Source organism: Paraburkholderia youngii, from assembly GCF_013366925.1.
Taxonomy (GTDB): Bacteria; Pseudomonadota; Gammaproteobacteria; order Burkholderiales; family Burkholderiaceae; genus Paraburkholderia; species Paraburkholderia youngii.
Map to the genome: position 1 here is coordinate 5,650,789 of NZ_JAALDK010000001.1, position 22,740 is coordinate 5,673,528.

General features: G+C 64.4%; 22 protein-coding genes. 8 read left to right on the plus strand and 14 right to left on the minus strand.

The genetic code is table 11. The features are described from left to right. Positions 1 to 44 precede the first annotated feature (44 nt). On the minus strand, positions 45 to 1,556 hold the full coding sequence (locus G5S42_RS25765; RefSeq protein WP_176109323.1) for a leucyl aminopeptidase: 1,512 nt from the start codon (positions 1,554 to 1,556) through the stop codon (positions 45 to 47). A 137-nt stretch (positions 1,557 to 1,693) separates the two neighbouring features. Here G5S42_RS25765 and lptF point away from each other — a divergent pair, with 137 nt between their 5' ends. From lptF to G5S42_RS25780, 3 genes are read left to right on the plus strand one after another with little or no spacing between them, the layout of a single operon-like run. Continuing rightward, entirely contained in the window at positions 1,694 to 2,791 is a 1,098-nt protein-coding gene (gene lptF, locus G5S42_RS25770) for an LPS export ABC transporter permease LptF (RefSeq protein ID WP_176109324.1), read from the plus strand. A gap of 3 nt (positions 2,792 to 2,794) precedes the next feature. Beyond that, the gene (gene lptG / locus G5S42_RS25775; RefSeq protein WP_176109325.1) at positions 2,795 to 3,943 is read left to right on the plus strand and encodes an LPS export ABC transporter permease LptG; all 1,149 of its coding nucleotides are present in this window, start codon (positions 2,795 to 2,797) and stop codon (positions 3,941 to 3,943) included. 47 nt (positions 3,944 to 3,990) lie between these two features. Then, positions 3,991 to 4,371: a sirohydrochlorin chelatase gene (locus tag G5S42_RS25780; protein ID WP_176109326.1), complete on the plus strand. Its 381-nt coding sequence runs from the start codon at positions 3,991 to 3,993 to the stop codon at positions 4,369 to 4,371. A gap of 59 nt (positions 4,372 to 4,430) precedes the next feature. On the opposite strand, the gene cobA is transcribed toward G5S42_RS25780, so the two are convergent. The 6 genes from cobA to G5S42_RS25805 all read right to left on the minus strand — a co-directional run bounded on the left by cobA (position 4,431) and on the right by G5S42_RS25805 (position 10,668). Then, complete coding sequence (gene cobA, locus G5S42_RS25785) at positions 4,431 to 5,186, minus strand: uroporphyrinogen-III C-methyltransferase (protein WP_176109327.1); 756 nt, start codon at positions 5,184 to 5,186, stop codon at positions 4,431 to 4,433. Between the two features lie 88 nt (positions 5,187 to 5,274). Then, positions 5,275 to 6,591, minus strand: a complete 1,317-nt coding sequence (locus G5S42_RS25790; protein ID WP_176109328.1) for a sulfate adenylyltransferase subunit 1 — start codon at positions 6,589 to 6,591, stop codon at positions 5,275 to 5,277. 24 nt (positions 6,592 to 6,615) lie between these two features. After that, the gene (gene cysD / locus G5S42_RS44460) at positions 6,616 to 7,578 is read right to left on the minus strand and encodes a sulfate adenylyltransferase subunit CysD (RefSeq protein WP_176366993.1); all 963 of its coding nucleotides are present in this window, start codon (positions 7,576 to 7,578) and stop codon (positions 6,616 to 6,618) included. A gap of 99 nt (positions 7,579 to 7,677) precedes the next feature. Continuing rightward, the gene (locus G5S42_RS44465; protein ID WP_246392077.1) at positions 7,678 to 8,424 is read right to left on the minus strand and encodes a phosphoadenylyl-sulfate reductase; all 747 of its coding nucleotides are present in this window, start codon (positions 8,422 to 8,424) and stop codon (positions 7,678 to 7,680) included. Then, on the minus strand, positions 8,421 to 8,966 hold the full coding sequence (locus G5S42_RS25800) for a DUF934 domain-containing protein (RefSeq protein ID WP_176109329.1): 546 nt from the start codon (positions 8,964 to 8,966) through the stop codon (positions 8,421 to 8,423). The genes G5S42_RS44465 and G5S42_RS25800 overlap by 4 nt, the downstream gene beginning before the upstream one ends. Before the next feature lie 22 nt (positions 8,967 to 8,988). Next, on the minus strand, positions 8,989 to 10,668 hold the full coding sequence (locus G5S42_RS25805; protein ID WP_176109330.1) for a nitrite/sulfite reductase: 1,680 nt from the start codon (positions 10,666 to 10,668) through the stop codon (positions 8,989 to 8,991). A 243-nt stretch (positions 10,669 to 10,911) separates the two neighbouring features. On the opposite strand from G5S42_RS25805, the gene G5S42_RS25810 reads away from it, so the two are divergent. The 4 genes from G5S42_RS25810 to G5S42_RS25825 all read left to right on the plus strand — a co-directional run bounded on the left by G5S42_RS25810 (position 10,912) and on the right by G5S42_RS25825 (position 14,403). Beyond that, positions 10,912 to 11,853: a CysB family HTH-type transcriptional regulator gene (locus tag G5S42_RS25810; RefSeq protein WP_176109331.1), complete on the plus strand. Its 942-nt coding sequence runs from the start codon at positions 10,912 to 10,914 to the stop codon at positions 11,851 to 11,853. Positions 11,854 to 11,904: 51 nt separating this feature from the next. After that, positions 11,905 to 13,074, plus strand: a complete 1,170-nt coding sequence (locus G5S42_RS25815; RefSeq protein WP_176109332.1) for an ABC transporter substrate-binding protein — start codon at positions 11,905 to 11,907, stop codon at positions 13,072 to 13,074. Positions 13,075 to 13,130: 56 nt separating this feature from the next. Next, positions 13,131 to 13,541: a DUF302 domain-containing protein gene (locus G5S42_RS25820; RefSeq protein ID WP_176109333.1), complete on the plus strand. Its 411-nt coding sequence runs from the start codon at positions 13,131 to 13,133 to the stop codon at positions 13,539 to 13,541. 97 nt (positions 13,542 to 13,638) lie between these two features. After that, the gene (locus G5S42_RS25825) at positions 13,639 to 14,403 is read left to right on the plus strand and encodes a ParA family protein (RefSeq protein ID WP_176109334.1); all 765 of its coding nucleotides are present in this window, start codon (positions 13,639 to 13,641) and stop codon (positions 14,401 to 14,403) included. 12 nt (positions 14,404 to 14,415) lie between these two features. Here the strand turns inward: G5S42_RS25825 and G5S42_RS25830 are convergent, their stop codons facing one another. Beyond that, entirely contained in the window at positions 14,416 to 15,180 is a 765-nt protein-coding gene (locus G5S42_RS25830; protein WP_176109335.1) for a bestrophin-like domain, read from the minus strand. A gap of 157 nt (positions 15,181 to 15,337) precedes the next feature. Between G5S42_RS25830 and G5S42_RS25835 the strand changes: the two genes are divergently transcribed. Further along, positions 15,338 to 15,598, plus strand: coding sequence for a hypothetical protein (locus G5S42_RS25835; RefSeq protein ID WP_176109336.1), 261 nt, complete (start codon positions 15,338 to 15,340; stop codon positions 15,596 to 15,598). Positions 15,599 to 15,637: 39 nt separating this feature from the next. On the opposite strand, the gene G5S42_RS25840 is transcribed toward G5S42_RS25835, so the two are convergent. From G5S42_RS25840 to G5S42_RS25865, 6 genes are all read right to left on the minus strand, one after another. Continuing rightward, on the minus strand, positions 15,638 to 16,789 hold the full coding sequence (locus tag G5S42_RS25840) for a Gfo/Idh/MocA family protein (RefSeq protein WP_176109337.1): 1,152 nt from the start codon (positions 16,787 to 16,789) through the stop codon (positions 15,638 to 15,640). 16 nt (positions 16,790 to 16,805) lie between these two features. Further along, entirely contained in the window at positions 16,806 to 17,855 is a 1,050-nt protein-coding gene (locus tag G5S42_RS25845) for a sugar phosphate isomerase/epimerase family protein (RefSeq protein ID WP_176109338.1), read from the minus strand. 68 nt (positions 17,856 to 17,923) lie between these two features. Further along, positions 17,924 to 18,886, minus strand: coding sequence for a substrate-binding domain-containing protein (locus tag G5S42_RS25850; protein WP_176109339.1), 963 nt, complete (start codon positions 18,884 to 18,886; stop codon positions 17,924 to 17,926). A gap of 100 nt (positions 18,887 to 18,986) precedes the next feature. Then, positions 18,987 to 20,000 carry an ABC transporter permease gene (locus G5S42_RS25855; protein ID WP_013088671.1) on the minus strand — a complete coding sequence of 338 codons (1,014 nt, stop codon included), beginning with the start codon at positions 19,998 to 20,000 and terminating at the stop codon, positions 18,987 to 18,989. Then, positions 19,981 to 21,468, minus strand: coding sequence for a sugar ABC transporter ATP-binding protein (locus G5S42_RS25860; RefSeq protein WP_176109340.1), 1,488 nt, complete (start codon positions 21,466 to 21,468; stop codon positions 19,981 to 19,983). Before G5S42_RS25860 ends, G5S42_RS25855 begins: the two co-directional genes overlap by 20 nt. Before the next feature lie 3 nt (positions 21,469 to 21,471). After that, positions 21,472 to 22,560, minus strand: coding sequence for a LacI family DNA-binding transcriptional regulator (locus tag G5S42_RS25865; RefSeq protein WP_176109341.1), 1,089 nt, complete (start codon positions 22,558 to 22,560; stop codon positions 21,472 to 21,474). Between the last annotated feature and the right edge of the window lie 180 nt (positions 22,561 to 22,740).

A 22,740-nucleotide genomic window follows, 5' to 3' on the forward strand; every position in this document is an offset into this window, starting at 1 on the left:
CCGCCCCGCTTGCCGTGCGCCGTACGCGCGCTTACCGCACTGCGTCATTGGCCGGCGCGGTCGATCAGGAACTGCGCGAGCAGCGGCACCGGACGACCCGTCGCACCCTTCGCCGCGCCGCTCTTCCACGCGGTGCCGGCGATGTCGAGATGCGCCCACGGGTACGAATCCGTGAAGCGCGACAGGAAGCAAGCGGCCGTCACGCTGCCGGCCGGACGCCCGCCGATGTTCGCGACGTCGGCGAAATTCGACTTCAGCTGATCCTGGTACTCGTCGTCGAGCGGCAGGCGCCAGGCCGGGTCGGCCGCTTCGCGCGACGCGTCGAGCAGTTCCCCCGCGAGCGCATCGTCCTTCGAGAACAGGCCGCTGTTGTGATGGCCGAGCGCGATGATGCAGGCGCCCGTCAGCGTCGCGATGTCGATCACCGCGGCCGGCTTGAAGCGCTCCGCGTAGGTGAGCGCGTCGCACAGAATCAGGCGGCCCTCGGCGTCGGTGTTCAGCACCTCGATCGTGATGCCCTTCATGCTGGTGACGATGTCGCCCGGCTTGGTCGCCGTGCCCGACGGCATGTTCTCGACGGCCGGAATGATGCCGACCACGTTGATCTTCAAACCCATTTCGGCGACCGCGCGCAGCGTGCCCAGCACCGAGCCCGCGCCGCACATGTCGTACTTCATCTCGTCCATGCCCTCGCCCGGCTTCAGCGAGATGCCGCCTGTGTCGAACGTGACGCCCTTGCCGACCAGCACGACCGGCGCGGCCTTCGCGGCGCCGCCCTGGTACTGCAGCACGATGAACTGCGCCGGCTCGACCGCGCCCGCGGTGACCGACAGGAACGAGCCCATCTTCAGCGCTTCACACTGCTTCTCGCCGAGCACCTCGACCTTCAGCTTCCAGTCTTTCGCGAGCTTCTTCGCGGTGTTCGCAATATAGGTCGGCGTGCAGACGTTGCTCGGCAGATTGCCGAGGTCGCGCGTCAGGTCCATGCCGTTCGCAAGCGCGGCGCCCTGCTTGGCGGCCAGCTTGGCGGCCTTCTCGTCGCCGGTGTTGACGCTGATCACGACGCGCTTCAACGCGCGCGGCGTGTTGTCCGCCTTGCTCTTCATCTGCGTGAAGCGGTAGGTCAGCTCGCGCAGCGCGAGGATCGCGGCGCGCACGCACCAGTCGGCCGTGCGTTCGAGCACCGGCAGTTGCGCCAGCGTGAACGTGACCTGCACGATCTTCGTGCCGAGCAGCGCGCGCCCCGCAGCGCGGACCGCCTCGCCGTAGGCTTTCTGACTGAAAGCATCCTGTTTGCCGAGGCCGACGAGCAGCACGCGCGACGCGCCGATACCCGACACTTCGTGCAGGAACAGCGTGGCACCCGCCTTGCCGTCCATGTCGCCCGCCTTGATGATGCGCGTGAGCAGGCCCTTGGTGGCCGCGTCGATCTCCAGCGCGGCGCCCGACAGCGTTTGCGACTCGAACACACCGATCACGATGCAATCGGATTTCCCGGTCAGGAAACCGTTCGTCGAGCCTTTGGTCCAATCACAGGCTTTTATGCTAAAGTCCATCGCGCTTGTCCTCGGATAAAATCTGGGCTTAGGATGAAAGCCGCAATTATCCGCTATTTTTCCCGCGGCGGCTGCACCGGAGGCGTGACGGGAACGAACCCCCGCGTCGCCGTGAGCGCCCCCTCTCGTCATCAATAATGATCTTTGAACGCTCCCTCCAGCGCGAGCTCGCGTACACGGCTGGCGCCGTGTTCATGGTTCTCCTCACGCTCGTGCTGACGACGATGATGATCCGCATCGTCGGCTTCGCGGCCTCGGGTGAGATCGATCCGCGCGACGTGCTGGTCCTGATCGGCCTCACCGTGATCGGCTATCTGGCCATCATGCTCGTCGCCACGCTGTTCGTGTCGATCCTGTTCGTGCTCACGCGCTGGTACAAGGACTCCGAGATGGTCGTATGGCTGTCTTCGGGCGTCAGTCTCACGCAATTCATTAAGCCGATCGGCATCTTCGCCACCCCGATCATCATCCTGATCATGTTCTTCGTGTTCGTCGGCTGGCCGTGGTCGAACCAGCAGAGCAAGCTGATCCGCGCGCGCTTCCAGCAGCGCGACGAAGTCTCGCTGCTGGCTCCCGGGCAGTTCCGCGAATCGCCGAGCACGCACCGCGTGTTCTTCATCGAGAAGATGTCGCCCGATCAGGGGCACGTGGAAAACGTGTTCGTGACGAGCACCGAGGGCGGCAAGGTCAACGTCGTGGTGTCGAAGAACGGCCACATCGAGACGCACAAGAATGGCGACCGCTTCGTCGTGCTCGAAAACGGCCGCCGCTACGACGGCGAGCCGGGCCACCCCGATTTCCGCATCATGGAGTTCGAGCGCTACGGCGTGAAGATCCAGAGCCAGCCGGTCGTCAATACACCGACCACCACCGGCTTGCCGACAATGACGCTGCTGCGCAATCCGACCAACGAGAACCTTGCCGAATTCGCGTGGCGCGCGGGTCTGCCGTTGATCGCGATCAACCTGATGCTGCTCGCGATTCCGCTCGCGCACCAGAACCCGCGGCGCAGCCGCACGATCAACCTCGTGATGGCCGTGTTGATCTACCTCACCTATTCGAATCTGCTGAACGTCGTGCAGGCGTGGATCGAGCAGGGCAAGATGTCGTTCGGCATCGGGCTCGTGATCCTGCACGTGATCGTGCTCGGCATCGTCGCGTTCATCTTCTGGATGCGGGTGCGCAACCGGCCGCTGTTCACACGCGCCATGTTCAGCCGTTCGCAGGGAGCCTGACCGATGCGCATTTATGAAAGGTATTTCGCGCGTCAGATCTATCTCACGTTCGTCTTCATCCTGTTTGCATTTTCAGGTCTGTTCTTCTTCTTCGACCTGATCAACGAACTGAACTCGGTCGGCCACGGCAACTACAAGTTTCAGTACGCGGTGCTGCGCGTCGCACTGCAAACGCCGTCGCGCTTCTATGAAATCATTCCGGTCGCGGCGCTGATCAGCGCGATCTACGTATTCGCGCAGATGGCGGCCAACTCCGAGTACACGATCTTCCGCGTGTCCGGTCTCGCCACCAACCGGGCGCTGCGCTCGCTGCTGAAAATCGGCATTCCGCTCGTGATCCTCACCTATCTGATCGGCGAAGTGGTCGGACCGTACACGGATCAGCTGTCCGAGCGTGTGCGGCTCGAGGCGCTCGGCTCGTCGGTGTCGAGCAACTTCCAGTCGGGCGTGTGGGTCAAGGACACGCTGACCGAGCGCGCCGACGGCGAGCAGGTCACGCGCTTCGTCAACGTCGGCGAACTGAGACCCGACGCGACGATCAGCAACGTGCGCATCTACGAGTTCGATTCGAAGTTCCGTCTGTCGAACATCCGAATCGCGCACAGCGGCCGTTATCAACCACCGGGCCACTGGCTGCTGACCGGCGTGACCGACACGCAACTGCTCGACGTGGCCCGAGTTCCCGGCACGCCGGACGATGCGCTCAATCCGGTGTATCGCGCGAACCAGGTCACGCTGCCCGAGTATTCGCTGCGCTCGGAGCTGACGCCGCAGATTCTGTCGGTGCTGCTGGTGTCGCCGGACCGGATGTCGATGTTCAATCTGTTCCGCTATATCCAGCATCTGACCGAAAACCATCAGGACACGCAGCGCTATGAAATCGCGCTGTGGAAAAAGGTACTGTATCCGTTCGCGGTGTTCGTGATGCTGGTGCTGTCGCTGCCGTTCGCGTATCTGCATACGCGCGCGGGCGTGGTCGGCATGAAGGTGTTCGGCGGCATCATGCTCGGCATGAGCTTCCAGCTGTTCAACACGCTGTTCTCGCACATCGGCACGCTCAATACGTGGCCCGCGCCATTGACTGCGGCGACGCCGGGGCTCATCTACCTGGTGCTCGGGCTCGTCGGGTTGAAGTGGGTCGACCGGCACTAACTCACAACGCCAGAGGGCGTTGAGGGGCATCGTCAGGAGCTGATGCGATGGCTATGCACGGACTGATTCTGTTTGGCCACGGCGCGCGCGATGCGCGCTGGCGCGAGCCGTTCGAGCGACTCGCCGACAAGCTGCGCGCCGCGCGCGCGGCAACGGGCGAAGCGCAGGCGGTTACGCTCGCCTTTCTGGAGCTGATGGAACCCGACCTGCCCGCGGCCGTCACGCAACTCGTCGCGCAAGGCTGCGCTGCGATCACCGTGGTGCCGGTGTTCTTCGGCCAAGGCGGACATGTCCGCACGGATTTGCCCGCGCTCGTCGAGCAATGCCGCGCAGCGCACCCCGGTGTCGAGATTCGCTGCGCGGTGGCGGTCGGTGAGGATGATTCGGTGCTCGATGCGCTCGCGCAGTATTGCTTGCGGCAGCTCTGATTTTTTCGTTCTAGTTGTTCAGATTCGCCGCTCTTTCAGGCCGGCCCTGCCGGGGACATTCAGGCCGCGACCAGCATCCCGTTCGACGAGCGCTTCGCCTCGTTCTGCCGCGCCGCGAACGCCTCGCCGATCATCAACAGACTCGGCTGCGACGCATCGACCCAGCGCTGCGCTTCGCCCGCCGCCAGATCTTCGAGTGTCAGCGTCAGCATGCGTTCGCGCGGCGTGCTGCACGCCTCGACGATCGCCACGGGCGTCGTCGCGGGCTTGCCGGCGTCAATCAGTTGCTGTGCGATCTCGACGCCGCTGTCGCGGCCCATGTAGAACACCAGCGAATCGGCGTTGACCTGCTCGCGGATCTCGTCGGAACCAGGCGCGCGGCTGAAGGTTGCGAGCGCGACGCTGCGCGACACGCCCCGCAACGTCAGCGAACGCTTCAGCGTGGCCGCACTCGCCAGTGCGGCGGTGATGCCCGGCACCACCTCATACTCGATGCCCGCGGCTTCGAGCGCGCGCATCTCTTCGTCGGCGCGGCCGAACAGCATCGGATCGCCGCCCTTCAGACGCACGACCACGTCGTGCTCCAAAGCCGCATCGACGATCTGCTTGTTGATGAACTGCTGGGCCGTCGATAGCTGGCCGCAGCGCTTGCCGACCGCAATGCGCTTCGCGCGCGCGGGCGCGTAGTCGAGCATCGCCGGCTCGACCAGCGCGTCGTGCAGCACCACGTCGGCGGCGCCGAGCAGCCGCGCGCCGCGTACCGTAATCAGGTCCGCGGCACCGGGTCCCGCGCCGATCAGATAAACCTTACCCATTGACCTCAACCTGTTCGTTGGAGCGCACGCAGGCGGCGCGTTGCGCCGCCTGCGTCGCCCTGCCGTCGCCTACCGGCCTATGCTGAACTCAGGCGGAAAACGCCCGGATCATGCCGGCCGCGACGGTGTGGTTCGTCGCCTCGTCGATCAGCACGAACGCGCCCGTGCCCTGATGCGCGTCGTACGCATCGCATACGAGCGGCTTCTGCAAGGTCAGCGCGACACGACCGATGTCGTTCATCGCCAGTTCCTTGCGATCGGTCGCCTGCGACAGCGTATGCACGTCGAGCACTTCCTTGATCGCACCGATCTTCGCGAATACCGTGTTGGTGGTCTGCTTCAGCAGATACTTGCGCTGCGTCGACAGTGGCGTGTCGTCGAACCAGCACAGGTCCGCTTCGAGCTTCTTCGCCGGTTCCGGCGCCGCTGCGCGCAGCACGAAGGTGTCGCCGCGCGACACATCGACGTCTTCGGCGAGACGGATCGTCACCGTCTGACCGGCGAACGCGCGGTCCACCTGCGCGGTACCGCCGACCACCGGCGCGATGATCTCGGCCACGGTCGCTTCGCGATTGGCCGGCAGCACGACGATCGTGTCGCCCAGCTTCACTTCGCCCGATTCGACGCGGCCCATGTAGCCGCGGAAATCGTCGGCCTGGCTGCCGTCCTGACGCGCGACCCACTGCACCGGGAAGCGCAGCGCCTCACCGCTCGCGGTTTCGACCGGCAGCGCTTCGAGCACGTCGAGCAGCGGTTGGCCCGCGTACCACGGCATGCGCTCGCTCGCGGTGACGATGTTGTCGCCCTTGAGCGCCGACACCGGCACGAAGCGCACGTCCTGCAGTCCGAGGTGACGCGCGAGTTCGACATACGCGTCGCGGATCTCGTTGAAGCGCGCTTCGCTGTAGTCGACGAGGTCCATCTTGTTGATCGCGACGATCGCGTGCTGCAAACCGAGCAGCTTGACGATCGCGCTATGACGCTTGGTTTGCGGCAGCAGTTGCGCGACGCCGTTTTCGAACGTCACGCGCGTCGCGTCGACGAGGATGATCGCCGCATGCGCGGTCGACGCGCCCGTCACCATGTTGCGCGTGTACTGCTCGTGGCCCGGCGTATCGGCGATGATGAATTTGCGCTTGGCGGTCGCGAAGTAGCGGTACGCGACGTCGATCGTGATGCCCTGCTCGCGCTCGGCTTCGAGGCCGTCGGTCAGCAGCGACAGATCGATTTCGTCGCCGACGGTGCGCTTGTTCTTCGCGCGCGACAGCGCCGACAACTGGTCGCTCAATACCGCCTTGCTGTCGTACAGCAGGCGACCGATCAGCGTGCTCTTGCCATCGTCGACGCTGCCCGCGGTGATGAAACGCAGCACGCCGAGGTCTTCTGGTTGGTGAATACTGCTCATGATTGCATTGCCCTCGTCGTGTGCTTAGAAATAGCCTTGCTTCTTGCGTTGTTCCATCGCAGCTTCAGAGACCTGATCGTCCATCCGCGTCGCGCCGCGTTCCGTGATTTCGGTAACGGCGGTCTCGGCGATGATCTTCTCGATGTCATCCGCGTCGCTTTCGACCGGGCACGTGCAGCTGATGTCGCCCACCGTGCGGAAACGCACCAGTGCCTGTTCGCTCGTCTCGCCTTCGCGCATCGGCGTGAGCGGCGTGACCGGCACCAGCAGCCCGTTGCGGCGCACGATCTCGCGCTGATGCGCGTAGTAGATCGACGGCAGTTCGAGCTGCTCACGCGCGATGTACTGCCACACGTCGAGCTCGGTCCAGTTCGAGATCGGGAACACGCGCATATGTTCGCCGTTGTGCAGACGCGCGTTGTACAGGCTCCAAAGTTCCGGGCGCTGCGCCTTCGGGTCCCACTGGCCGAATTCGTCGCGGAACGAGAAGATGCGCTCCTTCGCGCGGGCCTTTTCTTCGTCGCGGCGCGCGCCGCCGATCATCGCGGTATAGCCGTATTGCTCGATCGTTTCGAGCAGCGTGACCGCTTGCGCGGCATTGCGCGAATCCGTTTCGCGACGCAGACGCACGGTGCCGCGCTTGATCGAATCTTCGACATGACCGACCACCAGTTCCGCACCGATTTCTTGCGCGCGACGATCGCGGAAGTCGATCACTTCGTCGTAGTTGTGACCGGTGTCGATATGCACGAGCGGGAACGGCAGCTGTGTCTTGCGGTTCGCGCCGAGGCCGAACGCCTTCAGTGCAAGCGCGAGCACCACGACGGAATCCTTGCCGCCCGAAAACAGCAGCGCCGGCTTGCTGCATTCGGCGACCAGTTCGCGCAGGATATGAATCGACTCGGCTTCGAGCCAATCGAGGTGATCCATCCGGTTGACCGTGTTGGCAAGCGGAGCGTTGACAGTGGAATCGAGCGTGGTGCTCATAGCGGGTCCTTCGTTGATTCGCCCGGCAAGCGCATGCGTGCGGGCGGAAGTATTCAGATCGGTTTCGGCGGCGGTCGACCGCAAGTTCGTGCGCGGCATTCAGGCCGGCGCGTCTTCGTTGCGCTCGACCGCAATCGGGGTAATCGCCGTGATATGCAAGCCGCATTCCTTCGTATCGCGCGACTCCCACCACCAGCGCCCCGCCCGGCTGTCTTCGCCGGGGCGGATCGCACGCGTACACGGCTCGCAGCCGATGCTCGGATAACCGCGCGCATGCAGCGGATTGACCGGCACATCGAACGCCTTAAGATAATCCCAGACTTCAGCTTCGGTCCAGTCCGCGAGCGGGTTGAACTTGGCGATGTTGCGTGCGCCGTCGTGCTCTTCCTCGTGCAGCTCGGCACGCGTGACCGACTGCTCGCGGCGCTGCCCGGTCACCCAGGCGCTGACGTCGGCGAGCGCGCGATTGAGCGGCTCGACCTTGCGGATCTCGCAGCAGCGCTTGCGCAGCTCGACGCTTTCGTAAAACGCGTTCAGGCCGTGTTCGCCCACGTACTGCTCGATCGCCGCCGCCTGCGGATGAAACTGCTCGATGTCGTAACCGTAGCGCTCTTTCACGCGGTCCAGCATGCCGAGCGTTTCCGCATGCAGACGGCCCGTGTTCAGCGAGAAGATGCCGACCTTCACGCCGCGCGACAGGATTGCGTGCGTGAGCAGCATGTCTTCGGCGGCGAGGCTGCTCGCGAGCTTCACGTTCGCGTGCCGCGCGGCGATCGAGTCGAGCAGCGCGTCGAGTCGCTCGACCTTCGCTGCCAGCTCCGGGCTCAACGATTGGGCGGTGTTCATGCCGGCACCTTGTCGACGCCAGCCTGTGCGGCACGGCGGCGGAACAGCGGCGACGGGTCATCGACGGCGCCCTGGTACTGCACGGTGAAGTCGTCGAACGCCTTCAGCGCGTCGTTGATGTCCTTGTCCGCGCGCACCGCGAACGCGTCGAAGCCGCAGCGGAACATCAGCCTGACCTGGTCGCGCAGCACGTCGCCTATCGCGCGCAGTTCGCCCTTGTAGCCATAGCGCTCGCGCAGCAGACGGCCGATGCTGTAGCCGCGGCCGTCGCGGAACACCGGGAAGTCCACGGCGATCACAGCGAGTTTGTCGAAGTCGCCGGCGAGGTCCGCCGGTTCGCTATCCGGCGCGAGCCACACGCCGATGTCGGCGGCGCCGCGCGCGGCGAGCAGCGCTTCACGCTCGGCCTGCCACAGCACCAGCGGCACGATGACCTTGCCGGCCGGCAGTTCGCTCACCGCCGGCAAAGCGCCGTCTTCCGCGGCACGCACGACGCTCCAGTCGTCGTTGACGATGTCGCGGTTCTTGATGATAGAAGCCATCTGTTCAGTATCCTTTTCGCGGTTACGCGTGAGCCGGTTGACGCGCGGCGTACACGCGCTCCTTGAACGGCGTGATGCCGATGCGGGTGTACGTATCGATGAAACGCTCGCCTTCCTGGCGGTTTTCCACGAACGTATCGATCACCTTCGTCATCACGTCGGGCATTTCCTCGGCCGAGAATGACGGGCCGATCACGCGGCCAAGGTGAGCGCCGGTCGCGCCCGTGCCCTGCTCGCCGCCGAGCGTCACCTGGTACCACTCGGAGCCGTCCTTGTCGACGCCCAGAATGCCGATGTTGCCGACGTGATGGTGACCGCAAGCGTTGATGCAGCCCGAGATGTTCAGCGACACGTCGCCGAGATCGTACACGTAGTCCAGATCGTTGAAGCGTTCCTGGATCGCAAGCGCGATCGGGATCGACTTCGCATTCGCGAGCGAGCAGAAGTCACCGCCCGGGCACGAGATGATGTCGGTCAACAAGCCGATGTTCGGCGTCGCGAAACCCTGCGCCTTGGCCTTTTCCCACAGTGCGAACAGGTCGCGCTTCTTCACGTCGGCGAGAATCAGGTTCTGCTCGTGCGACACGCGGATCTGTCCGAACGAGTACTCGTCGGCCCAGTCGGCGACCGCTTCCATCTGCGCGTCGGTCGCGTCGCCCGGCGCGACCGTGGCCGGCTTCAGCGACAACGTGACCGAGGCGTAGCCCGCGACCTTGTGCGGACGCACGTTACGCTCGACCCAGCGTGCGAACGCGCGGTTTTCCAGCAGATGCTTTTCGAACGACGCATCGGTATCCGGCAGCTTGTCGTAAGCGGGCGGCGCGAAGTACTGCGACACGCGATCCACTTCGGCCTGCGTCAGCGTCGACGGACCGTCCTTCAGGTGCTGCCACTCTTCCTCGACCTGCGCGGAGAACTTCTCCGGCGACAGCGCCTTCACCAGAATCTTGATCCGCGCCTTGTACATGTTGTCGCGGCGGCCGTAGCGGTTGTACACACGCAGCACGGCCTCGCTGTAGGTCAGCAGATGCTGCCACGGCAGATCGCGGCGGATGATCGCGCCGACGATCGGCGTACGGCCGAGACCCCCGCCCGCCAGAATGTCGACCACCAGTTCGCCTTGCGCGTTCTTCTTCAGATACACGCCCATGTCGTGGATCTGCACGGCCGCGCGGTCTTCCTTCGAACCCGACACGGCGATCTTGAACTTACGCGGCAGCCACGCGAACTCGGGGTGGAACGTCGACCATTGACGCAGGATTTCGGCCCACGGACGCGGATCGACGACTTCGTCGGGTGCGACGCCGGCGAATTGATCGGCGGTGATGTTGCGAATGCAGTTGCCCGAGGTCTGGATGCCGTGCATCTGCACGGCGGCGAGCTTGCGCAGGATTTCCGGCGTTTCTTCGAGCTTGATCCAGTTGTACTGGATGTTCGAGCGCGTGGAGAAATGGCCGTAGCCGCGGTCGTGTTCACGCGCGATCTGCGCGAGCACGCGCATCTGGTCGCTGCGCAGATTGCCGTACGGGATCGCGATGCGGTGCATGTACGCGTGACGCTGGTAGTACAGGCCGTTCTGCAGACGCAGCGGGCGGAACTCCTCTTCGCTCAATTCGCCCGACAAGCGGCGGCGAACCTGATCGGCGTACTGCGCGACCCGTTCATCGACGATGGTCTGGTCGTACTGATCGTATTGGTACATTCGGGGACCCCAATTTTTTTCGAAACTTGCGTGACACACGACGGTCCGGCGGCCGGCGCTCCGGTTCCGCCGCGGCTCGAATATCCGTGTTTGTCAGCTGTCGCAAGCAAGCGTTTAGACCCATCGCTCATTTGCTTATAACAAAAACAGATATCCATATTGAAAAAGATGGACAGATCGTAATAAACTCGCCTTATATTTCAAACGACTAAAAAATTCTTTTTATATGCGGCGAGGTTATATATGAACCTGCACCAATTCCGCTTCGTCCGCGAGGCTGTGCGGCAGAACTTCAACCTCACCGAAGCGGCCAAGGCGCTGTTTACGAGCCAGCCGGGGGTCTCGAAGGCGATCATCGAGCTGGAGGACGAACTCGGCGTCGAAATCTTCACCCGCCACGGCAAGCGCGTGCGTTCGCTGACCGAGCCGGGCCGCATCATATTGCAATCGATCGAAAAAATCCTGCAGGAAGTGGAAAGCCTGAAGCGGGTCGGCAAGGACTACGCGGCGCAGGATCAGGGCAACCTGACGATCGCCGCGACCCACACGCAGGCGCGCTACTCGCTGCCGGCGGCGATCGCCGAGTTCAAGAAGCGCTTCCCGAAGGTCCACCTTTCGATTCTGCAAGGCAGCCCGACCCAGGTCGCCGAAATGGTGCTGCACGACCAGGCCGACCTCGCGATCGCGACCGAGGCGATCTCGAACTACAAGGATCTGGTGTCGCTGCCCTGCTTCCAGTGGCACCACGTCGCAGTGATGCAGCCCGACCATCCGCTGCTCGAGCGCAAGCTGCTGTCGCTCGACGACCTGACCCAGTACCCATTGATTACGTACGACAACGCGTTCGCCGGCCGCACCAAGATCAACGAGGCGTTCCGCCTGCGCGGGCTGCATCCGGACATCGTGCTCGAGGCGATCGACGCCGACGTGATCAAGACCTACGTCGAGCTGGGCCTCGGCGTCGGCATCATGGCCGACATCGCGTTCAACGGCGAGCGCGACCGCCATTTGCGCGCGATGCCGGTCGGCCATCTGTTCGGCAGCAACGTGACCCGCGTCGCGCTGAAACAGGGCGCGTATCTGCGCAGCTACGTGTACACGCTGGTCGAGCTGCTGTCGCCGAGCCTGAACCGCAAGCTGATCGAGCAGGCGCTGAAGGGCGAACACGAAACCTATGAGCTTTGAACCGCTTTCATACCGCTTCCATACCGCCCTTTCGCTACGGAGACACTTCTGATGAAGTTGCATAACAATAATGTGCGCAACACCCTGCGCGGCCTCGCGGCCGCGGCGCTGCTCGTCGCCGGCGCGGCGCACGCCGACCTGAAAGTCGGCATCGATCTGTCGAACACCGGGCCGGCCGCCGTGATCGGCATCACCAGCAAGAACGCGATGCTGATGTGGCCGCAGACGATCGCCGGCCAGAAAGCCGACTACATTTTCCTCGACGACGCGTCCGACCCCGGCAACGCGGTGCGCAACATTCGCAAGCTGATCAACGAGGACCACGTCGATGTAGTCGTCGGCCCGAACATCACGCCGGCCGCGATGGCCGCGCTCGATCCGGTCGCCGACAGCCAGACGCCGATGATCACGCTGATCGGCTCGGCGAGCGTCGTCGAACCGCAGGAAGGCAAGAAGGTCTGGGCGTATAAGATGGCGCAGACCGACAGCGCGATGGCCGATGTGATGACGCGCTACATGTCGAATCACAACGTGAAAACGGTCGGCTTCATCGGTTTCGCGGACGGCTACGGTGAAAGCTGGCTCAACGAGTTCAGCAAGTTCGCGGCGCTGCGGCATATCCAGTTGGTCGCGACCGAGCGTTACAACCGCACCGACGCGAGCGTGACCGGCCAGATCCTGAAGCTGATGGCCGCGAAGCCCGACGCGATCCTGATCGCCGGCGCGGGCACGCCGACGGTGCTGCCGCAGCGCACGCTGATCGAGCGCGGCTACAAGGGGCCGATTTATCAGACGCATGGCATCGCGACGCCGGAGTTCATCAAGCTCGGCGGTAAAGACGTGGAAGGCACGCTGTTCCCGACGCAGCCAGTCGTCGTTGCGCGCACGCTGCCGGCCGATCATCCGTCGAAGAAGGCGGCGCTCGCGTTCGTCGACGCGTACGAAGCGAAGTACGGCCCCGGCAGCGTCACGCAGTTCGCGGGCGATGCGGCCGGCGTGTACCCGCGCCTGCAGGACGCCGTCGCGCGCGCGTTGAAGACCGCGCAGCCGGGCACGCCGGCGTTTCGCGTCGCGTTGCGCGATGAGCTCGAGCACGCGCATGAGCTGGTGGTGCCGAACGGGGTCGTCAATACGAGCCCGAAAGATCACGTCGGTCTCGATCAGCGCGCTAGCGTGATGGGTACCATCAAGAATGGTAAGTTCGTTTATCTGAGCCAGTAATCCGGCAGCGGGGCGTCGATGACGCTCCGCCTTTCGATAGAACTACGGGAGGCAAGATGGCCACCGCTTCAATCGCAGAGAACGCCAGCACTGGCATCGTCACCGTTCCAAGCGCCTACGCGGGCAGCGCGACGGCCGAGCGTCTGCAAACCATCATTCTGGAGCGCGGACTGACCGTTTTCGCGTGCATCGATTTCAGCGGCGACGCTGAGCGCGCGGGACTGACGATGCCGTTCAGCCAGCTCCTGATCTTCGGCAATCCCAAAGCCGGCACACCGTTGATGCAACTCGCGCCGACCGCCGCGCTCGATCTTCCCCTGAAGGTGCTCGTATGGGAAGACGCGGACGGCCGCGCGTGGCTATCCTTCAACTCGACGGCCTATCTTCGCGAACGTCACGGTCTGCCGGACGACTTGATGAAGCCGGTGAGCGGTGTGGCCGCCCTCGTGGATGCGGCCGCGCGGTAAAGCGTCGAACGGTCACGAACAACCCATCGAAATCTTCGCCGTCACGCGACTCAGGTATGCTGGGCCCTTTGTAACCGCTTCCGTTCAAGGGGAGATCATGCGGCGCGTTGTATTCAATCAGAAAGGTGGCGTGGGCAAATCGACCATCGTCTGCAACCTGGCGGCCATCAGCGCGAGCGAAGGGCTGCGCACGCTGGTGATCGACCTCGATGCCCAGGCGAATTCGACCCAGTATCTGCTCGGTCCGCAGGCGAGCGAAGTCCACCCCACTGTCGCAGGCTTCTTCGAAACCGCGCTCGGCTTCAGCTTCAAGCCCGTGGAAGCGACCTCGTACATCCATCCGACGCGCTTCGAGAATCTGGACGTGATGCCCGCCCATCCCGATCTCGACACGCTGCACGGCAAGCTCGAATCGCGCTACAAGATCTACAAGCTGCGCGACGCGCTGAATGAACTCGCGATGTACGACGCGATTTACATCGACACGCCGCCCGCGCTCAACTTCTACACACGCTCGGCGCTGATCGCCGTCGAGCGTTGTCTGATTCCTTTCGACTGCGACGACTTCTCGCGTCGCGCGCTCTACACGCTGCTCGAAAACGTCAAGGAGATCCAGCAGGATCACAACGACGCGCTGCAGGTGGAAGGCATCGTCATCAACCAGTTCCAGCCGCGCGCAAGCCTGCCGCAGAAGCTCGTCGACGAACTGATCGGCGAAGGCTTGCCGGTGCTGGGGTCGCGCTTGTCATCGTCGGTGAAGATCCGTGAGTCGCATCAGTTGGCGACGCCCGTCATTCATCTCGATCCGGGGCATAAGCTCGCGCAGGAGTATCGGGCGTTGCATCGCGAATTGAGCGAGTAAGCCCGAGCGACGTCATTGCCCCAGCGATCTCAGCAGCCGCGCGAGGTTTTGCGGCTCGATATGAATGATCCCGCCTCGCGGACTGTCGATGTCCGCGATCAGCGTCAGCGACAGAGCAACCGTAACGGGCAGCACGATAATCAGGATGCCTCGTCGCACGCTGCCTCTCGCTCCATAACCTTGCACGACGCACGCAAATAGTCCGATCACGATCATCAGCGTCCACGCGCCCAGCGGAATCCGGTTCAACAACGCCGCCTGGGAATAGTCCTGCGAATTGAGGACGTCGTTCATGCCGGTCATCACGACGGCGCCGATCGGCGTCGGCTGGTCCCTCGCGACCTGTGCCGCGAGGCGCCAAAGTGCGGCCTGAGACTTCGCGGTGTCTGCCTCGATGCGAGCGATTTCCTGCGCATCTCGGGTTTGAAAATGCGCGAGTCTCAATTGCGCGTAATGCGTCAATTCAGCCTTGATCTGCGCGCTGACGGGCGGCGCGACCACATCGGCCCGGGCGTACTCGGTTCCGATCGCGTTCGCTTCGTTTTCCTCCAGGTTCTTGCGCTGATCGTAGCGATTGACCGCCATCGACAGATTGAAGCCGATCAGCAGCGCGAGCAACGTCAACGTCGACGTCTCCACGATCGTGAAATCTTCGCGCTCCTCGCTCTTCAATGCGAAAACGCGGCGCAGCGCCAATGCGCCAAAAGTGATCGCGCCGACGAACGCGCCCAGCAGTACCACGAACAGCGTGCCAGGATGATCGACGAATGCTTGCATGCAATGCCTCCGTTGCGGACATCCGCGTGAGACGCGGTAGCTCGGGGCTGAGCGGGTCTAGGTTCATCGCGTGTTTTCGTCCGTTGGCGCCATCCGCACACCGTCAGCAAAATTGTTAAAGTAACGCTCTCGTCAATCAGCAGCCGCAGTCCCCATCATGCGCACCACCCGAGCCATCCACGCCGTCGAGCGCCTGAAAACGCGCACCGGCAACCCGCGCTTCGCCGCGATCAGCCTGTCCGGCGGCCTGTTCTATCTGGTGGACAAATCGACCGGAGTCGACCAGAAGGTATCCGACCCGCTGACGCTCGACGACTTCGTCAAGTTCGTCGACGCCTACGGCCCGCAGAAACCGCGCAAGGCCAGCAAGCTCGATATCGCGTTCGAAGCGCAGATCAAGAAAAGCAAGGGCGGTTGACGCTCCAGCTTCGCCGACCTGGCGCTTCGTTGCGATGCTTTACGCCCCTTCGATGTCCACCCACCGCCCGTCCGCCGCACTGCTTTTCAGCACCGCCTCGATAAACCGCAATCCGTCGACGCCATCATCGACCGTCGTCAACAACAGGCTTTCCGCCGGCGGTGCGCGGCCTTCGTTCAGTGCATCGATCTGCAACGCCGCATCTTTGTACAACTGCGCGAACGCTTCCAGATAGCCTTCCGGATGCCCGGCCGGCACGCGCGTCGCATGCGCGGCAACCGCACTTTTCACACGCGCGCGTGTCAATCGTTCGGCAGCGCCGCCCAGCGGCGTGAACCACAACGCGTTCGGCTCCTCCTGATCGAACGCGAGCCCCGCCTTCGTGCCATACACGCGCAAGCGCAGCGCGTTCTCCGCGCCGCTCGCCACCTGGCTCGCCCACAACATGCCGCGCGCGCCGTTCGCATAACGCAGCATCGCCTGCACGTGATCGTCGATACGACGCCCCGGCACGAACGTGTGCAGCTCGGCCGACAGCGCGCGCGGCATCGTCCCCGTCACGAAAGCGGCCAGCTGATACGCGTGCGTGCCGATATCGCCGAGGCACCCGGCCGGCCCCGCCAAGGCCGGATCGGTACGCCAGCCCGCCTGCTTGTTGGCGCCGCCCGTTTCGAGCGGCTCGGCGAGCCAGTCCTGCGCATACTCGACCTGCACGACGCGTATCTCGCCCAGCTCGCCACGTTCGACCAGTTCGCGCGCATGCCGCACCAGCGGGTAGCCCGAATAGGTATGCGTCACCGCAAACAGCCGCTTTGATGACTGCGCGAGCTTCGCGAGCGCTTCGCCTTCGGCGAGCGAGACCGCGAGCGGCTTGTCGCAGATCACGTGGATGCCCGCTTCGAGAAATGCCGTCGCGACCGGCGCGTGCAGATGATTGGGCGTGACGATCGCGACCGCGTCGATGCCGTCGTCGCGCGCGGCCTCGGCGCGCGCCATCTCGCGCCAGTCCGCGTAGCTTCGCGCGATGCCCGCTTCGACGGCGCTCGCCCGCGCGCGCTCAGGATCGGACGACAAAGCGCCCGCCACCAGTTCGAAGCGATCGTCGAGCCGCGCGGCGATCCGGTGCACCGCGCCGATGAACGCGCCCTGCCCGCCGCCGACCATGCCCAGCCTGAGCCTTCTTCGCTGCATCGTTTGCGCTCCCATGTCAGATGCCCAGCACGCTCTTCAACTGCGCGATATCGACACCGCTGCCCGCGAAGTCATCGAATGCACGCTCGGCCACGCGGATGATGTGCCGACGAATGAACTCCGCGCCTTCGCGCGCGCCGTCGTGCGGATGCTTCAACGCGCATTCCCATTCGAGCACGGCCCAGCCCGGAAAATCGAACTGCGCCATCTTCGAGAAGATCGCGCCGAAGTCGATCTGCCCATCGCCGAGCGAACGAAAGCGCCCCGCGCGTTCGACCCAGCCGCTATACCCGCCGTATACGCCCTGCTTGCCGGTGGGACGGAACTCCGCGTCCTTCACATGAAACGCCTTGATGCGCTCGTGATAGATATCGATGAACGCGAGATAGTCGAGCTGCTGCAGCACGAAATGGCTCGGGTCGTACAGGATGTTCGCGCGCGAATGCTGTTTGACCGCCGCGAGAAAGCGCTCGAACGTCACGCCGTCGTGCAGGTCTTCGCCCGGATGCAGTTCGTAGCAGACGTCGACGCCGGCCGCGTCGAACGCATCGAGAATCGGCGTCCAGCGGCGCGCGAGTTCGTCGAACGCAGTTTCGACGAGACCGGCCGGCCGCTGCGGCCAAGGGTAGATATACGGCCACGCGAGCGCCCCCGAAAACGACACATGCGTGCTCAGGCCCAAGCGACGCGACGCCTGCGCCGCGAGCTTCATCTGCGCGATCGCCCACTCGGTGCGCGCCGCCGGCTTGCCGCGCACGTGCGGCGCGGCGAAGCCGTCGAACAGCGTGTCGTATGCCGGATGCACGGCGACCAGTTGGCCCTGCAGATGCGTCGATAGTTCGGTGATCGCGACGCCCGCGTTGTCGACCGTCTCGCGCAGTTCGTCGCAGTACGCGTCGCTCGCGGCCGCTTTCTCGAGATCGATCAGGCGCGGGTCGCACGGCACCTGGATGCCCTTGAAGCCGAGACACGCGGCCCAATCGGCGAGATGCGCGAGGTTATCGAACGGCACGTCGTCGCCCATGAACTGCGCGAGAAAAATCGCCGGCCCTTTGATGGTTTTCATCTTTACGGTTCCTCGAACGTTGCGCGCGGGCCGCACCCGCGCGCGTTAGACGATGCTCGGAGCGCCGCTCAGAACGGCGAGTCGGGGAAATAGAACTGCTGGGCGTTTTCCTTCGTGATCAGCACCGACGGAATGATCGTCGTGGGCGGCAGCTTGTCGCCCTTCAGCCGAGCTTCGGCCGTCAGCTTGATCGCGTCGTAGATGAATTTCGGCGAGTACGACACGTCGGCCTTGATCATCGGCGCGCCGTCCATCACGTTCTTCACCATGCCCTTCGAGCCCGCGCCGCCGAACACGATCTTGATGTCGTTGCGCTTGGCCTGATCGATCGCCTTCAGTACGCCGACCGCCATGTCGTCGTCGGCGGCCCACACGGCGTCGATGTGCTTGAAGCGCGTCAGGTAGTCCTGCATCACCTTGAACGCGTCGTCGCGATTCCAGTTCGCGTACTTCGCGTCGAGAATCTTGATGTCCGGGTAGTTCTTCAGCACGCCGGTGAAAGCGGTCCAGCGCTCGTTGTCGAGCGTGGTCGGAATGCCGCGCAGCGCGACGATGTTGCCCTTGCCGTCGAGCGCCTTCGCCAGGTACTCGGCGGGAATCTTGCCGAACGCCGTGTTGTCGCCGGCCACGTAGGCATCCTGCGCGCTCGTGTTGGTCAGACCGCGATCGACCACCGTCACGTACACGCCCTTGCGCTTCACCTGCTCGACCGGTTGTGTCAGCGTCGCCGATTCGTACGGGAAGATCACGAGCGCGTTGATCTTGTTGACGGTCACCAGATCCTGCAACTGGTTCGCCTGCTCGGGCGCGTTGGCCGCCGTTTTCACGATCACTTTCAGATCGGGATGCGCCTTCTCGAGATCCTCCTTCGCCTTGTTCGCCCACCAGACGATGCCGCCGGTAAAGCCGTGATCGGCCGTCGGAATCGCGACGCCCAGCGTGACCTTGTCGTCGGCGCGCGCCGCGCCCGCCGTGCCCAGTATCCCCAACGCCAGCACGCCGGCGCCGATCGCTCGAATGACTTGCTTCATGGTGTGTGTCTCCAATCAAGAGGCGTTCGCTCGCCCCGATTTTTCGGACCTGCCGTTGGTTTACCGCGCCTGCCTTGCTACACCTGCTTGAAACGCACGTCTACCGCCGCCCGCGCTGCACGAACGCGACGAAAATAATTACCACGCCCTGCACCGCCGCGTTCAGATACACGCTGATGATGCTGGTCAGGTTCAGGATGTTCGCGATCACCGACAGCAGGATCGCGCCGATCACGGTGCCGATCACACGTCCCTCGCCGCCCTTGAGCGCGGTGCCGCCGACCACCACCGACGCGATCGCTTCGAGCTCCCACAACAGGCCGGTGGTCGGCGTGGCGGAGCCGAGGCGCGGCACGTAGAGCACCGTAGCCACGCCTACGCAGATCCCGAGCAGCACGTACGTGACGATCTTGACCGTATCGACGCGAATCGCCGCGTAACGCGCGACCTGCTCGTTCGAACCGATCGCCTGCACGTGCCGGCCGAACGCGGTGCGATTGAGGATCAGCGCGCCGCCCGCCGCGACCACGAGGAACACCCAGATCGGGACCGGTACACCGAACAGGCTCGCGTAATAGACGGGACCATACAGATTCGAGAGAGAATCGTTGAGCGTCAGCGCGCCGCCATCGGCGAGCCATGTCAGCACCGCGCGGAAAATCCCCAGCGTGCCGAGTGTGACGATGAACGGCTCGATGCGCCCTTTGGTGATCAGCAGCCCATGCGCGCAGCCGAACAGCGCGCCGAGCACGAACGCCGCGACGATGCCGATCGTCACGATCAGCAACGGCGGCAACGCATGACCGGTAGCACCGGCCGCGAGCCCGTTCATCAGCCAGATCATGATGCCGGCGATCAATGCCGCCATCGAGCCGACCGACAAATCGATGCCGCCCGAGATGATCACGAAGGTCATGCCGACCGCGATGATGCCGATGAACGACGTGCGCGTGAGCACGTTCATCAGGTTGTCGAGCGTCGCGAAGTCGCGGTTGAGCAGCGTGCCGACGATGCACAGCACGATCAGCCCGGCGAGCGGCCCGAGCGTGTAGAGCCGCTGCGCGACGCGCAGCGCGCGCCGTGATTGCACGGCTTCAGTGGGTGCCGGTCGCATGAGCGATCAACTCCTCTTCGGTCAGATGCTCGAGCGTCAGCGTCGCTTGCAGGTGTCCCGCGCGCATCACGGCGACGCGATGGCACAAGCCGATCAGCTCGATCAGTTCGGATGAAATGACGATCACCGCGCGGCCCTGCGCGGCGAGACGATGAATCAGGAAGTAGATGTCGCGTTTCGCGCCGACGTCGACGCCGCGCGTCGGTTCGTCGAGCACGATCACGTTCGGGTCGGGCTGCAGGAACTTCGCGAGCGCGAGCTTCTGCTGGTTGCCGCCCGACAGCATGCGCGCACGGCTCGACAGGTCGCCGGTGCGTATGCCGAATTCGCCGACGGCCTTCTGCAACGCCGCGCGCCCCGCTTTCAGATCGAGCAGCGGATGCGCGTAGCGTTCGAGCGTCATCAGCGTGACGTTGTCCTGCAGGCTCATGTTGACATGAAGGCCTTTGCCCTTGCGGTCCTCGCTCAGATACGTGAGACCGTGGCGCATTGCCTCGCGCGGGTTCTTCAGATCGACTGCCCGGCCGGCGATTTCGATCGTGCCGCCGGTGCGTTTGCGCAAGCCGATGATTGCCTCGAACGCCTCGGTGCGGCCCGCGCCGACGAGGCCCGCGAAGCCGAGCACTTCGCCCGCGCGCACGTCGAAGCTCAGATCCTCGACCCAGTCGGGCACCGTCAGGCCGTTCACACGCAATGCGACCGGCGTGTCGGCGGGCACTGTCTGCTTGTCGGGGAACATGTCGGACACGTCGCGTCCGACCATCAGGTTCGCCATCTGCTGACGCGCGAGCCCCGAGGTTTGACCGCGCGCGACGAAGCGGCCGTCGCGCATCACGATCACCTCGTCGGTGATGCGCTCCACTTCATCGAGCTTGTGCGAGATGTAGACGATCGTCACGCCATCGGCCTTCAGCTTCAGCATCAGCGCAAAGAGCCGCTCGGTTTCGGCGGGCGTCAACGTCGCGGTCGGCTCGTCCATGATCAACAGACGCGCGCGGCGCGACAGCGCCTTCGCGATCTCGACCATCTGCTTTTCCGCGACGATCAGCTCGCGCACTTTCGTGTCCGGCGCGCGCTCGAGCCCGACCTGCGCGAGATAGCGCGCGGCGTCGCTGCGCATCGCGGCGTCGTCGACGAACCAGCCGCGGCGCTTCTCGTGGCCGAGGTACATGTTCTGCGCGATCGTCAGATGCTCGGCGAGGTTGAATTCCTGGTGGATCAGCACGATGCCCTGTGCCTCGGCGTCGCGCGAACCGGCGAAGCGCTGCGCGTGACCATCGACCAGCACGCTGCCCGAGGTTGCCGCTTCATAACCGGCGAGGATTTTCATCAGCGTCGATTTGCCCGCGCCGTTCTCGCCGAGCAGACCGTAGATGCGGCCGGGCGCCAGCTCGAAGCTCACGCCGTGCAGCACGCGCACCGGGCCGAAGTCCTTGCGGATGTCGTCGAAGCGGATCGCGAGGCTCATGGTTCACGCGCTCCCACGAATCACCAGACGATGCGGCAGCAGCACGCCCGGCACGTTGGCCTGCGGATTCGCGAGACGCTGCAGCAGCAAACGCGCGGCGGTCTCGCCGAGCTCGCGCATCGGCTGCGCGATCGTCGTGAGCGGCGGATCGATCTGCGCGGCGAGCGAGATGTCGTCGAAGCCGGTCACCGCGACGTCGTCGGGCACGCGCTTGCCGACGCTGCGCAAGCCGTGGATCACGCCGATCGCGAGCGTGTCCGACACCGCGAAGATCGCGCTCGGCGCATCGGACTGCTGCATCAACCCGGCTGCGGCGGACGCGCCCGCCTCGTAATCGAGGCTGTTCAGATTCATGCGCCAGCGCGGATCGGGCGCGATGCCCGCGTCGCTCAACGCGTCGAGGTAGCCTTGCTGACGCTGGCGCGCATACAGATAGTCGACGTCGGAATTGATCAGGCCGATGCGCCGGTGACCGCGCGCGAGCAGATGGCGCACCGCGTCGCCGGCCGCGCGATAGTTGTCGATGCCGACGTACGGCACGCCCATCTCCGGATCGAACTCGCAGCACGCGACCCACGGCAGCGCCTGCGACGCCTCGCCGAGCGCCTGCTGGATCGTCGCCGGATCGAGACAGATCGCGCCGTCCGCGCGGCGACGCCGCAGCATGTCGAAGTAGCTGCGCTCGCGGCCCGGGTCCGCGCCGGTGTCACATAGCAGCATGAAGTAGCCGTGCTGACGCGCGACGCTGTCGATGCCGCGCACGATCTCCGCGTAAAACGGATTGCCGAAGTCCGGCACCATCGTCAGCAGCAGGCGGCTTTCGGCGGTGCGCAGATTGCGCGCGAGTTCGTTGACGCGGTAGCCGCTCGCGTCGATCGCCGCGAGCACCTTGTCGCGCGTGGCGGGCCGCACATTGTCGTGGCCGTTCAGCACGCGCGACACCGTCGCGACCGACACGCCCGCCTGCTCGGCCACGCCGGCGATCGACGGCCCATCGGCCGTGCGCGGCGAGCGCCTCGGCGGCGGACGTAGCGGTTGACTGCTCGCGCCGGACGACGCGGCCGGCGACGATCGGGACGGCGTTCGGGACACACGACCTCGCAGCGAAAATGTAATCGATTACATTTTGTGGCGATGGCGATGCGAATCGCAAGCCCGGATCGCTAGGGATTAACACGGGGGCGGCCGGCCTGGCACTTGCCCGCGAGCGTCCGGTGCAAGTCGGCCATTTGGTACAATCCCGCAGTTCTCCTGACGCGGCTTGCAAAGCGA